10 protein-coding genes and 1 tRNA gene are annotated in these 12980 nt (G+C 59.3%); 10 read left to right on the top strand and 1 reads right to left on the bottom strand.

Going from position 1 to position 12980, the window contains the following annotated elements:
* Positions 1-67 precede the first annotated feature (67 nt).
* The 9 genes from rimP to ACMYUN_RS10675 all read left to right on the top strand — a co-directional run bounded on the left by rimP (position 68) and on the right by ACMYUN_RS10675 (position 9578).
* The gene (gene rimP, locus ACMYUN_RS10715) at positions 68-526 is read left to right on the top strand and encodes a ribosome maturation factor RimP (protein ID WP_007973115.1); all 459 of its coding nucleotides are present in this window, start codon (positions 68-70) and stop codon (positions 524-526) included.
* Between the two features lie 47 nt (positions 527-573).
* Positions 574-2055, top strand: coding sequence for a transcription termination factor NusA (gene nusA, locus ACMYUN_RS10710; RefSeq protein WP_024011569.1), 1482 nt, complete (start codon positions 574-576; stop codon positions 2053-2055).
* A gap of 27 nt (positions 2056-2082) precedes the next feature.
* Complete coding sequence (gene infB, locus ACMYUN_RS10705) at positions 2083-4611, top strand: translation initiation factor IF-2 (protein WP_415763661.1); 2529 nt, start codon at positions 2083-2085, stop codon at positions 4609-4611.
* Positions 4612-4770: 159 nt separating this feature from the next.
* Positions 4771-5172 (top strand): 30S ribosome-binding factor RbfA, encoded by a 402-nt coding sequence (gene rbfA / locus ACMYUN_RS10700; RefSeq protein ID WP_016771753.1) that lies wholly within the window; start codon positions 4771-4773, stop codon positions 5170-5172.
* A 4-nt stretch (positions 5173-5176) separates the two neighbouring features.
* The gene (gene truB, locus ACMYUN_RS10695; RefSeq protein ID WP_024011571.1) at positions 5177-6094 is read left to right on the top strand and encodes a tRNA pseudouridine(55) synthase TruB; all 918 of its coding nucleotides are present in this window, start codon (positions 5177-5179) and stop codon (positions 6092-6094) included.
* Positions 6095-6236: 142 nt separating this feature from the next.
* Positions 6237-6506 (top strand): 30S ribosomal protein S15, encoded by a 270-nt coding sequence (gene rpsO, locus ACMYUN_RS10690; protein WP_016771751.1) that lies wholly within the window; start codon positions 6237-6239, stop codon positions 6504-6506.
* 204 nt (positions 6507-6710) lie between these two features.
* The gene (gene pnp / locus ACMYUN_RS10685) at positions 6711-8816 is read left to right on the top strand and encodes a polyribonucleotide nucleotidyltransferase (protein ID WP_415763660.1); all 2106 of its coding nucleotides are present in this window, start codon (positions 6711-6713) and stop codon (positions 8814-8816) included.
* A gap of 157 nt (positions 8817-8973) precedes the next feature.
* Positions 8974-9049, top strand: a tRNA-Thr gene (locus ACMYUN_RS10680).
* 229 nt (positions 9050-9278) lie between these two features.
* Complete coding sequence (locus ACMYUN_RS10675; protein ID WP_024011573.1) at positions 9279-9578, top strand: DUF6388 family protein; 300 nt, start codon at positions 9279-9281, stop codon at positions 9576-9578.
* Between the two features lie 89 nt (positions 9579-9667).
* On the opposite strand, the gene nadC is transcribed toward ACMYUN_RS10675, so the two are convergent.
* Positions 9668-10516: a carboxylating nicotinate-nucleotide diphosphorylase gene (gene nadC / locus ACMYUN_RS10670; protein ID WP_415763659.1), complete on the bottom strand. Its 849-nt coding sequence runs from the start codon at positions 10514-10516 to the stop codon at positions 9668-9670.
* 266 nt (positions 10517-10782) lie between these two features.
* On the opposite strand from nadC, the gene ACMYUN_RS10665 reads away from it, so the two are divergent.
* Positions 10783-12960 (top strand): DUF1631 domain-containing protein, encoded by a 2178-nt coding sequence (locus tag ACMYUN_RS10665; protein ID WP_415763658.1) that lies wholly within the window; start codon positions 10783-10785, stop codon positions 12958-12960.
* Positions 12961-12980 lie beyond the last annotated feature (20 nt).

Genomic DNA, 12980 nt, shown 5'->3' with positions numbered 1-12980 from the left:
AGGATGGGCGTTATGCCCATTTTTTTATTTTGCAAAGCATGCACATATCATGCACTAGGGGGTTCAGGTGTCGAGCAAGCTAGAAGAGTTGCAGGCCTTGCTGGCCCCGGTGGTCGTGGCCCTGGGCTATGAATGCTGGGGTATCGAGTTTTCGGCTCAGGGTCGTCACTCGATGTTGCGCGTTTATATCGATAAAGAGGGTGGCGTGCTGGTGGACGATTGCGCCATTGTCAGCCGTCAGATCAGCGGTGTTCTGGATGTTGAAGATCCGATCTCCGTTGAATACACCCTTGAAGTTTCCTCGCCTGGCATGGAGCGCCCGCTGTTCACTCTTGAGCAGTTTGCAAAATTTGCCGGTGAACAAGTGAAGATCAAGCTGCGCTCGCCTTTCGAAGGTCGACGCAACTTTCAGGGCCTTCTGCGCGGTGTAGAAGAGCAGGACGTCGTGGTGCAGGTAGAAGACCACGAGTTCCTGTTGCCGATCGATATGATCGACAAGGCCAACATTATTCCCAGTTTTGACTGAGACGCGGATCCCGCGGATCCAATGGCTTGCGAAAGGCGAGGCGTACGATGAGCAAAGAAGTACTGCTGGTTGTTGAGTCGGTATCCAATGAAAAGGGTGTACCGGCAAGCGTAATTTTTGAAGCGCTGGAGCTGGCTCTGGCCACTGCTACCAAAAAGCGTTTTGAAGACGAAGTGGACCTGCGTGTGGAAATCAACCGCCACACCGGTTCCTACGAAACCTTCCGTCGCTGGACGGTCGTCGAAGAGAATGATCTCGACGATCCGGCCATCGAGACCTGGCCAAGCAAGGTTGCCGAAACGCACCCTGGCGCCAAGGTTGGTGACGTCGTCGAAGAGAAAATCGAATCCATCGAGTTCGGCCGCATCGCTGCACAGACTGCCAAGCAGGTCATCGTGCAGAAAGTTCGCGAAGCCGAGCGCGCTCAAGTGGTCGACGCCTATCGCGAGCGCCTGGGAGAAATCATCTCCGGCACCGTGAAAAAAGTTACCCGCGACAACGTGATCGTCGATCTGGGCAACAACGCTGAAGCGTTGCTGGCCCGTGAAGACATCATTTCTCGCGAAACCTTCCGTGTCGGCGTGCGTCTGCGTGCGCTGCTCAAGGAAATCCGCACTGAGAACCGCGGCCCGCAGCTGATCCTGTCGCGTACCGCGCCGGAAATGCTGATCGAGCTGTTCCGTATCGAAGTGCCGGAAATTGCTGAAGGCCTCATCGAGGTCATGGCCGCCTCCCGTGATCCGGGTTCGCGCGCCAAGATCGCCGTCCGCTCCAAGGACAAGCGCATCGACCCACAAGGTGCCTGCATCGGTATGCGCGGTTCGCGCGTCCAGGCGGTATCGGGTGAGTTGGGCGGTGAGCGTGTTGATATCGTGCTGTGGGACGACAACCCGGCCCAGTTCGTGATCAACGCCATGTCCCCGGCCGAGGTTGCGGCAATTATCGTTGACGAAGATGCCCATGCCATGGACATCGCCGTTGGCGCAGACAATCTGGCTCAGGCCATCGGTCGCGGTGGTCAGAACGTGCGTCTGGCCAGCCAGTTGACTGGCTGGACCCTGAACGTGATGACCGAATCGGACATCCAGGCTAAGCAGCAAGCAGAAACCGGCGACATCCTGCGCAACTTCATCGACGAGCTGGAAGTCGACGAAGAACTGGCTCAGGTGCTGGTAGATGAAGGCTTCACCAGCCTGGAAGAGATTGCCTACGTACCGGTGGAGGAAATGCTCAACATCGACGGCTTTGACGAGGACATCGTCAACGAGCTTCGTGCTCGCGCCAAGGATCGCTTGTTGACCAAAGCCATCGCTACTGAGGAAAAGCTGGCAGACGCCCATCCGGCCGAAGACCTGCTCTCGCTTGAGGGTATGGACAAGGATTTGGCGATGGAACTGGCGGTGCGCGGCGTAATTACCCGCGAAGACCTGGCCGAGCAGTCTATTGACGACCTGCTCGACATCGACGGCATTGACGATGATCGTGCCGGCAAGTTGATCATGGCCGCCCGAGCCCACTGGTTCGAGTAATTAGGCGCGGCCTGAGGAGAGAAGTGCATGACGCAAGTCACGGTGAAACAACTGGCCGATGAGGTCAAAACACCGGTAGAGCGCCTGTTGCAGCAGATGCGTGAGGCAGGTCTGCCGCACACCGCCGCCGACGAAAATGTGACTGACAGTGAGAAGCAATCCCTGCTGACTCACTTGAAGAGCAGTCACAAGGCGAAAGTGGAAGAACCACGCAAGATCACGCTGCAGCGTAAAACCACCAGCACCCTGCGTGTGGCTGGTAGCAAGAGCATCAGCGTTGAAGTTCGCAAGAAGAAAGTTTTCGTACAGCGCAGCCCGGAAGAAATCGAAGCCGAGCGCAAGCGTGAACTGGATGAGCGTCGCGCAGTAGAAAATGCTGCCCGTCAGAAGGCTGAAGAAGAAGCCAAGCAACGCGCCGAAGAAGAAGCGCGTCGCCAGCCTGCTGCTGCGCAAACCGCTGCCAGCGACGCCGTTGCGGCGCCGGCTGCTGCTGAGCCTGTTCGCGAAAGCGCACCGGTAGTGGCTGCTGCTCCTGCTCCATCGGCTGACGTTCGCAACAAGCAGAACGAACAGCGCCGTCCGGACAAGCCACGTGCCGACGACAACAATCGTCGCAGCGGTGGCGGTGATGGCGAGCGCAAAAACGCTCCGCATCGCGCATCGGTCAAAGAAAAAGCCCCGGCGCCACGTGTGGCGCCACGCACTACCGACGAAGAAAGCGATGGCTTCCGTCGTGGTGGTCGCGGCAAGGCCAAGCTGAAGAAGCGCAACGCCCACGGTTTCCAGAGCCCAACCGGCCCTGTCGTGCGTGATGTGCAGATCGGCGAGACCATCACGGTTGGCGACCTGGCCAACCAGATGTCGGTCAAAGCGGCTGAAATCATCAAGTTCATGTTCAAACTGGGTACCCCAGCGACCATCAACCAGGTGCTTGATCAGGAAACTGCTCAACTGGTAGCCGAAGAACTGGGCCACAAAGTGACCCTGGTCAGCGACACCGCTCTGGAAGATTCCCTGGCCGAGTCCCTGAAGTTTGAAGGCGAGTCGTTCTCCCGTGCACCAGTCGTGACCGTAATGGGCCACGTTGACCACGGTAAGACTTCCCTGCTCGACTACATCCGTCGTGCCAAGGTAGCTGCTGGCGAAGCCGGCGGTATCACCCAGCACATCGGTGCATACCACGTAGAGACTGATCGCGGCATGGTCACTTTCCTCGACACCCCGGGTCACGCTGCGTTTACCGCAATGCGTGCCCGTGGTGCCAAGGCGACCGACATCGTGATCCTCGTGGTTGCAGCGGACGACGGCGTGATGCCACAAACCATCGAAGCGGTTCAGCATGCTCAGGCAGCTGGCGTACCGCTGGTGGTAGCAGTGAACAAGATCGACAAGCCGGGCGCCGATCTCGATCGCATCCGCAGCGAACTGTCGGTTCACGGCGTGACTTCCGAAGACTGGGGTGGCGACACGCCTTTCGTTCCGGTTTCGGCGAAGATGGGTACTGGCGTGGACGAGCTGCTTGAAGCCGTTCTGCTGCAGGCCGAAGTTCTCGAACTGAAAGCTACTCCGTCGGCTCCTGGCCGTGGTGTGGTGGTTGAATCGCGTCTCGACAAAGGTCGCGGCCCAGTCGCAACCGTGCTGGTTCAGGACGGTACGCTGCGTCAAGGCGACATGGTCCTGGTCGGTTCGAACTACGGCCGTGTACGTGCCATGCTCGACGAGAACGGCAAGCCAATCAAGGAAGCGGGTCCATCCATCCCTGTCGAGATCCTCGGCCTGGACGGTACCCCGGACGCTGGCGACGAGATGAGCGTGGTTGCCGACGAGAAGAAAGCCCGTGAAGTGGCTCTGTTCCGTCAAGGCAAGTTCCGCGAAGTCAAACTGGCTCGTGCTCACGCCGGCAAGCTGGAAAACATCTTCGAAAACATGGGTCAGGCGGAGAAGAAGACGCTCAACATCGTCCTCAAATCCGACGTCCGTGGTTCGCTGGAAGCGTTGAACGGTGCCTTGAATGGCCTGGGCAACGACGAAGTTCAAGTGCGCGTCGTGGGTGGCGGTGTCGGTGGTATCACCGAGTCCGACGCCAACCTGGCACTGGCTTCCAACGCTGTACTGTTCGGCTTCAACGTGCGTGCCGATGCCGGCGCCCGCAAGATCGTCGAGCAGGAAGGTCTGGATATGCGTTACTACAACGTGATCTACGACATCATCGAAGACGTCAAGAAAGCCCTGACCGGCATGCTCGGCAGCGATGTTCGCGAGAACATCCTGGGTGTGGCCGAAGTGCGTGACGTGTTCCGTTCGCCGAAGTTTGGCGCGATCGCCGGTTGCATGGTGATCGAAGGTGTTGTGCACCGTAACCGTCCGATCCGTGTACTGCGTGAAGACATCGTTATCTTCGAAGGCGAGCTGGAATCCCTGCGCCGCTTCAAGGATGACGCTTCCGAAGTGCGCGCCGGCATGGAATGCGGTATCGGCGTGAAGAGCTACAACGACGTCAAAGTCGGCGACAAGATCGAAGTCTTCGAGAAGGTTCAGGTTGCTCGCAGCCTCTGACTCGCGCACTTCAAGGGCCACGATGGGCCGTAGCATGCAAATGCACGGCACAGCGTCCGGACTCTAAACGCAACGCCCGGTCTGGCTTTTGTCAGGCCGGGCGTTTGCCGCTTTCAGACCTTGCGGGTTTCACCGCTGGGCAGTAACAGGTAACAAATCATGGCAAAAGAATACAGCCGTACCCAACGTATCGGCGATCAGATGCAGCGCGAGCTGGCGCAACTGATCCGTCGCGAAGTCAAAGACCCGCGCGTCGGCCTGGTCACCATCACCGCTGTGGAAGTGTCCCGTGACGTTGGTCACGCGAAGATTTTCATCACCGTGATGGGTCAGGACAACGCTGAAGACATCGCGCAAAGCATCAAGGTGCTCAATGCCGCCGCAGGCTTCCTGCGCATGCAATTGGCCCGCGAAATGAAGCTGCGCAGTGTGCCGCAATTGCACTTCCACTACGACGAATCCGTCGTGCGTGGCGCGCACCTGTCGGCGCTGATCGAGCGCGCCGTCGCTGAAGACAATCAGCACGTTGCCGCTCCTGCACCTGAAGACACCAAGGAGTAATTCGGTGGCTCAGGTCAAACGTATCCGTCGTAACGTCAGCGGCATCATCCTCCTCGACAAGCCATTGGGGTTCACCTCCAACGCTGCCTTGCAGAAGGTGCGCTGGCTGCTCAATGCCGAGAAGGCCGGGCACACCGGCAGCCTCGACCCGCTGGCCACCGGCGTGTTGCCGCTGTGCTTCGGCGAGGCGACCAAGTTCTCGCAGTACTTGCTCGATTCCGACAAGGGCTATGAGACTCTGGCGCAACTGGGCAAGACCACCACCACGGCCGATGCCGAAGGCGAGGTTTTGCAGGAGCGTCCGGTGACCGTTGGTCGCGCCGATGTCGAAGCGGTTCTGCCGAAATTTCGTGGGCAAATCAGTCAGATACCGCCGATGTACTCGGCACTCAAGCGTGATGGCCAGCCGCTGTACAAACTGGCACGTGCAGGCGAAGTAGTGGAGCGCGAACCGCGTTCTGTTACTATTGCGCGCTTGGAATTGCTGGCCTTCGAAGGCGATACTGCGCGGCTTGCGGTGGACTGCAGCAAGGGCACCTATATTCGCACCCTGGTGGAGGATATCGGTGAGCAACTCGGTTGTGGTGCGTACGTCGCAGAACTGCGCCGGACCCAGGCCGGGCCTTTCACCCTGGCGCAGACCGTGACCCTCGAAGAGCTGGAAGCGGTACATGCCGAAGGCGGCAACGAAGCGGTCGATCGCTTCCTGATGCCATCGGACAGCGGCCTGCAGGATTGGCCGTTGCTGCACTTCTCGGAAGCGAGCGCGTTCTACTGGCTCAACGGCCAGCCGGTACGTGCCCCGGATGCACCGAAGTTCGGCATGGTACGAGTACAGGATCACAATGGTCGCTTCATCGGTATCGGTGAAGTGAGCGAAGACGGGCGTATCGCGCCGCGTCGCTTGATTCGGTCAGAATGACCGGAACCGGTCTGCGCAAGCGGGCCGGCGAGTGTGGCTGTTAACAGGCATGGTCACTACTCATTTATAGATACAGGGATTTGTCCCTGGCCTGTTGAAGCTGTTTCCCTGAAACAGTTTCCTGATAAGGAAGGATTGCCTCATGGCTCTCGACGTTCAAGAAAAAGCTCAAATCGTTGCTGACTACCAGCAAGCTGTTGGTGACACTGGTTCGCCAGAAGTGCAGGTTGCACTGCTGACCGCCAACATCAACAAACTGCAAGGTCACTTCAAGGCCAACGGTAAAGATCACCACTCCCGTCGTGGTCTGATCCGCATGGTTAACCAGCGTCGCAAGCTGCTGGACTACCTGAAAGGCAAGGACGTAAGCCGGTACGCCGCGCTGATCGCTCGCCTGGGTCTGCGTCGCTAATCAGCGATTGCGCTATGAGGTTGGTGGTCTGTCGGGCGTCAGCGGTTTTCCGCTGGCGCCTTGCAGGCTCCCAGCCTCAAGTTTTATCTGCAGCATGGCTTTACCCGTAGCACCCGGACAATTGCCATCGGGCCGATTCCCGAGATTGCCCAAGAATTCGCAAGAAACCGTTTCCCCCAAGAGCCACAAAGAAGGTAGGACACCGTGAACCCGGTAATCAAAAAATTCCAGTTCGGTCAATCGACCGTTACCCTCGAGACAGGCCGTATCGCCCGTCAGGCCTCCGGCGCAGTATTGGTCACCGTTGACGACGACGTCAGCGTGTTGGTGACTGTTGTCGGTGCAAAGCAAGCCGATCCGGGCAAGGGTTTCTTCCCTCTGTCCGTGCACTACCAGGAAAAGACTTACGCTGCCGGTAAGATCCCTGGCGGTTTCTTCAAGCGTGAAGGCCGTCCTTCCGAGAAAGAAACCCTGACTTCCCGACTGATCGACCGTCCGATCCGTCCGCTGTTCCCAGAAGGCTTCATGAACGAAGTGCAGGTTGTCTGCACCGTCGTTTCCACCAGCAAGAAGACCGATCCGGACATCGCTGCGATGATCGGTACCTCGGCTGCCCTGGCCATTTCCGGCATTCCGTTCGACGGCCCGATCGGCGCCGCTCGCGTGGCTTTCCACGAAAGCACCGGCTACCTGCTGAACCCGACTTACGAACAGCAAGCCGCTTCGAGCCTGGACATGGTCGTTGCCGGTACTTCCGACGCCGTGCTGATGGTTGAATCGGAAGCCAAAGAGCTGACCGAAGACCAGATGCTGGGCGCAGTACTGTTCGCTCACGACGAATTCCAGGTTGTGATCAACGCTGTTAAAGAACTGGCTGCCGAAGCCGCCAAGCCAACTTGGAACTGGGCTCCTGCGCCAGAAGCCACCGAGCTGCTGGGCGCGATCCGTGCCGAGTTCGGCGACGCGATCTCCCAGGCCTACACCATCACCATCAAGGCCGACCGTTACGCTCGCCTGGGTGAGCTGAAGGACCAAGTGGTTGCCAAGCTGTCCGGTGAAGAAGGCCAGCCAAGCGCTGCTGAAGTCAAGGCAGCCTTCGGCGAAATCGAATACCGCACCGTTCGCGAAAACATCGTTAACGGCAAGCCACGTATCGACGGTCGCGACACCAAGACTGTGCGTCCGCTGAACATCGAAGTCGGCGTTCTGCCGAAGACTCACGGTTCGGCGCTGTTCACCCGCGGCGAAACCCAGGCGCTGGTTGTTGCAACACTGGGCACCGCCCGTGACGCGCAACTGCTGGACACCCTGGAAGGCGAAAAGAAAGACCCGTTCATGCTGCACTACAACTTCCCGCCGTTCTCGGTGGGCGAGTGTGGTCGCATGGGTGGCGCCGGTCGTCGCGAAATCGGTCACGGCCGTCTGGCCCGTCGTTCGGTTTCGGCCATGCTGCCGGCCGCTGACGTGTTCCCGTACACCATCCGCGTGGTGTCGGAAATCACCGAATCCAACGGTTCGAGCTCGATGGCTTCCGTGTGCGGTGCTTCCCTCGCGCTGATGGACGCTGGTGTACCGATGAAAGCACCGGTGGCCGGTATCGCCATGGGTCTGGTTAAAGAAGGCGAGAAGTTCGCCGTCCTGACCGACATCCTCGGCGACGAAGATCACCTGGGCGACATGGACTTCAAGGTAGCCGGTACCGCCAAAGGCGTTACTGCGCTGCAGATGGACATCAAGATCAAGGGCATTACCGAAGAGATCATGGAAATCGCTCTGGGCCAGGCCCTTGAAGCGCGCCTGAACATCCTCGGCCAGATGAACCAGATCATTGGCCAGTCGCGTACCGAACTGTCGGCCAACGCTCCGACCATGATCGCGATGAGGATCGACACCGACAAAATCCGTGACGTTATCGGTAAAGGTGGCGCGACCATCCGTGCGATCTGCGAAGAAACCAAGGCTTCGATCGACATCGAAGACGACGGTTCGATCAAGATCTTCGGCGAAACCAAGGATGCCGCAGAAGCTGCTCGTCAGCGCGTTCTGAGCATCACTGCAGAAGCCGAGATCGGCAAGATCTACGTCGGCAAGGTTGAGCGCATCGTCGACTTCGGCGCATTCGTAAACATCCTGCCAGGCAAGGACGGTCTGGTGCACATCTCGATGCTGAGCGACGCTCGCGTAGAGAAAGTCACCGACATCCTGAAGGAAGGCCAGGAAGTGGAAGTGCTGGTACTGGACGTGGACAACCGCGGCCGTATCAAGCTGTCCATCAAAGACGTGGCAGCTGCCAAGGCTTCGGGCGTTTAATTACCCGAAAGCTTTAGCGCAATGAAAATGCCCCCGCCGTGTAAACGGCGGGGGCATTTTTTTATCTGAAATAAAGAAATTGTAGTTCTCAAAAGAAAACCATCAGACAACCCACAAATTTGCCGCAGCCCGAGTCCGGTGCTAGGTTTAGCCCACCGCCCGTGTAGCTCAGCCGGTAGAGCAGCGCACTCGTAACGCGAAGGTCGCAGGTTCGATTCCTGTCTCGGGCACCAACTCCTCAGCGCGCCACGTCGATACATGTTCCGCAGGTCAGCTTTTTGTGCAAGAGATGTAAAGAGCCGTGTAATTCGTCATGCAAACGTCCTATATTCGGTGCCTGCATGAGCATCGCTTAGCAGTTTTCAGATGATCCCGAATGGTTCCGAAGGCCGGCCAGTCCGCGTCAGAGAGATCCTTGATGATCCAGATCCATCCTCCATTCCTAAGATCAGCGAGAACCCCATGACTGAATTGACCCAAGAGCAACGCCACGAACAAGCGCTGGAAAAATATCTTCTGGATGTGCCGGACCTGAAGGAAGAGATCAAGGACCTGAGTCCCGATGATCAGAAAGACCAGATCCAGTGGGCCTTCGAAGACGAAGCCGAAGCGCAGGGCTTGCAGCCGTGGGAGCTGACGCTCAAGTACACCAGCACGCCGGAGGAGTTCGAGGCGCAGCGCCTCGTGCTGCACAAGGAAGCGGCGGAAGTATTGGGTGTCGAGTGGGAAGAGTACTGCGAGATGAATAATCTAGTCGTTTAAAAGCAGCTACAAGTTTCGAGCTGCAAGCTACAAGTTAAAGCAGAATCGCTCAGCTTGCAGCTTGCAGCTTGCAGCTTGCAGCTTACAGCTCAGAGACTCAGTCTCATCGACAGATCCACCGCTTTGACATCCTTGGTCATCGCGCCAATCGAAATGTAATCCACGCCCGTTTCGGCGATCGGCAGCAGCGTGCTTTCGTTGATGCCGCCGCTGGCTTCCAGTTTCGCTTTGCCGGCGGTCAGGCGTACCGCTTCGCGCATGTCGTCCAGGCTCAGTTCGTCGAGCATGATGATGTCGGCGCCGGCTTCCAGCGCCTGCTTCAGTTCTTCAAGACTTTCCACTTCGATCTCCACCGGTTTGCCCGGGGCGATCTTGTGTGCGGCGGCCACTGCTTCGGCGATGCCACCGCTGGCGGCGATGTGGTTTTCCTTGATCAGGAAAGCGTCGTAGAGACCGATGCGGTGGTTGTGACAGCCGCCGCAGGTCACCGCATATTTCTGTGCCAGGCGCAGGCCGGGCAGGGTCTTGCGGGTGTCGAGCAACTTGACCTGCGTCTCGCCGACGAAGTCCGCCAGGAACTGCGCGCGTGTCGCCACACCGGACAGCAACTGCAAGAAGTTCAACGCGCTGCGTTCACCGGTCAGCAGTGAGCGAGCCGGACCTTCCAGGTGAAACAGTGGCTGATTGGCTTGGACCCGCTGGCCGTCGACCACTTGCCAATGCACCGCCACGCGCGGATCGAGCTGGCGGAACACCGCATCGACCCACGCGGTGCCGCAGATGACGGCGTCGTCACGGGTGATGATGGTGGCTTTGGCCAGGCGTTCGGCCGGGATCAGTTGCGCGGTGATGTCGCCGCTGCCGACGTCTTCGAGCAACGCTCGGCGCACGTTGTTTTCGATTTCGGCGGTCAGATCGGCGAGACGTAGATTCGGCATAACGGACTCCACAAACAAAGTGGTTCGATTATAGGGGCAGGGCGCGAGCCAACCCAAGGCGAGAACGCGCGTCCCTGACGCATCTGGTCGATTTTCCTGAGCTGAGTGCGTGGTGCGTGGTGTATAGGGGAAACCCTGAGGCCTATAGCATCGCCGGCCTCTTTTGCCAGATAATCCGCCTTGTATTTGACGTCATGGCTTTGACGAACGACTCCACGGGAGCAGTGTCAAAGCGACGAACCGAATCACCGTTCCAGGAGGCTTGGATGCGCAACGACGGGAAAGTGGTGCCTTTGCACCGGGCGACTGCCGATCTGGCGGACCACTCGCCACTTGCCCGCCTGCCGGTGATTCTGCTGCAGGTTCGCGACAAGGCCGCGCAGCAGTTGCGCCACGATTTGCAGGAATTGTTCGATAACGCTGATGACACCCTGTTCGAAATGGCCGACCGGGCGCGCAACGACGTCGATCAGAACATCTTTTTCGAAGCCATGCGCGACCTGCGCCTCAAGCGCAAGAACATCGAGCGCGGTTTTCTTGAACTGTTCTTTGAGGCCTTCGCCGGCCTTACCCAATACGACCCTGCCGCCATTACCCTGCCACGCACGCTGGTGGTCGAAGATTCGGCGCCGCGCACCGATGCCATGGAGCGCACCGTAGCCGTGCAGACCATGGTCAGCCGTGTGCTCAAGCGCGACGGCTTCGCTCTCGACCAACTGACCGCACGGTTCAGCTCGATGCTCGGCAAGCGTCTCGATGATCAGCACAATCCCCTCAGCCCGGCGATGCTCTGCGAATACTTCCTGCAGGCCGGGCGTAACCTCGGCGTCGAGATCAAGGTCAAGCTGATCCTGCTCAAACTGTTCGAACGCTATGTGCTGGCCGACACCGAGCAACTGTATGCCGAAGCCAATCAGTTGCTGCTCGCCACCGGCGTGTTGCCACATCTGAAACCCGCCGTGGCTCGTCGCATGGTCGAGCCTGCCGATAGCGACACATTCATTGAAGATCTCGACGAGCCGCCAGCGGACGAAGGCATCGAGGAAGTGTTCGCAGCGATGCAGCAATTGCTCGCCCACGTGCGCGGCCGCGTCACACCGACCCTGGAGCCCGGTGCCCCGGCGCATCCGATCAATACCCGCGACCTGCTGCGGTTGTTGTCGCACTTGCAGCAATACGTCCCTGCGCTCGAGGCTCAGGAGGATTTCGATCTGCGCCACCAGCTCGAGCAACTGCTGACCCGGGTCAGCGTCAGAAGCGGCAGATCCCGCGTCGTCGCGACCGCCGACGAAGACGTGATCAACCTGATCGCCATGGTCTTCGACTGCATCCTCGATGATCGCAACGTGCCTGACGCGCTCAAGACGCTGATCGGCCGATTACAGATTCCGATGCTCAAGGTCGCTGTACTGGACAAAAGTTTCTTCAGCCGTAGCACGCACCCGGCGCGGCGCCTGCTCAACGAAATCGCCGAGGCCGCAATGGGCTGGAGCGATTGCGACGGTGCTGAGCGCGACAGCCTCTACGTGCGCATCGAGCAAGTGGTACAGCGCTTGCTGAGCGAGTTTGTCGACGACCCGGCGATCTTCTCCGAACTGCTCGCGGACTTCCTCGCCTTCACCCAGGAGGAACGTCGCCGCACCGAACTGCTTGAACAACGTTTGCGGGACGCCGAGGAAGGCCGGGCGAAGGCCGAGCTGGCTCAGCGGCGCGTCGCGCAGGCGTTACAGCAGGCATTGCTGGGCAAAGTGCTGCCGGCGACGGTGGTGGGTTTCGTCCAGCAGGCCTGGAGCAAAGTGCTGTTGCTGACCTGTCTCAAGCACGGCGATCAGTCCGCCGAATGGCACGCCGACGTGCAGACCATGGAACAGTTGGTCTGGAGCGTGCAACGCCATGACGACGGCGAATCCAGCCTGCGCCTGCTGGCACTGGTCCCGGGGCTGCTCAAATCGCTGCGCGATGGCCTCAGCAGCACCGCGTTCGATCCGTTTGCCACCAGTGAATTCTTCAGCGAGCTGGAGGCTCTGCACGTACGCGTGCTGGAGCGTTCCGACGACGCCGATCACAGCGTTACGCCGCTGATCGAAGTCACGCCCGAGGTCTTGCAGCACAGCGCCGACCAAGCAGCAGCCACGCCGGCGCCGCGCCTGGCGCAAGACGCTGCCGGGCTGTCTCAGGTCGAGCAGTTGCGCGTAGGCAATTGGGTGGTGTTCGACGAGGACGACGAACAGAGCTTGCGTTGCAAACTCGCCGCGATCATCGAAGAGACCGGCAAATATGTCTTCGTCGACCGCACCGGGACGAAAGTGCTGGAGCGCAGCCGCACCGATCTGGCTCTGGCGTTCAGCCGAGGCGCGGCGCGTGCGCTGGATGACACCTTGTTGTTCGACCGCGCATTGGAGTCGGTGCTGGGCGACCTGCGGCGACTCAATCGCGGCAAGTGATCGCGCGGCGGGGGCGGATC

The organism is Pseudomonas sp. CP4 (genome assembly GCF_047758505.1).
In the GTDB taxonomy this organism is placed as follows: Bacteria; Pseudomonadota; Gammaproteobacteria; order Pseudomonadales; family Pseudomonadaceae; genus Aquipseudomonas; species Aquipseudomonas fluorescens_AO.
This window is presented reverse-complemented; position numbering and strand designations above follow the sequence as displayed.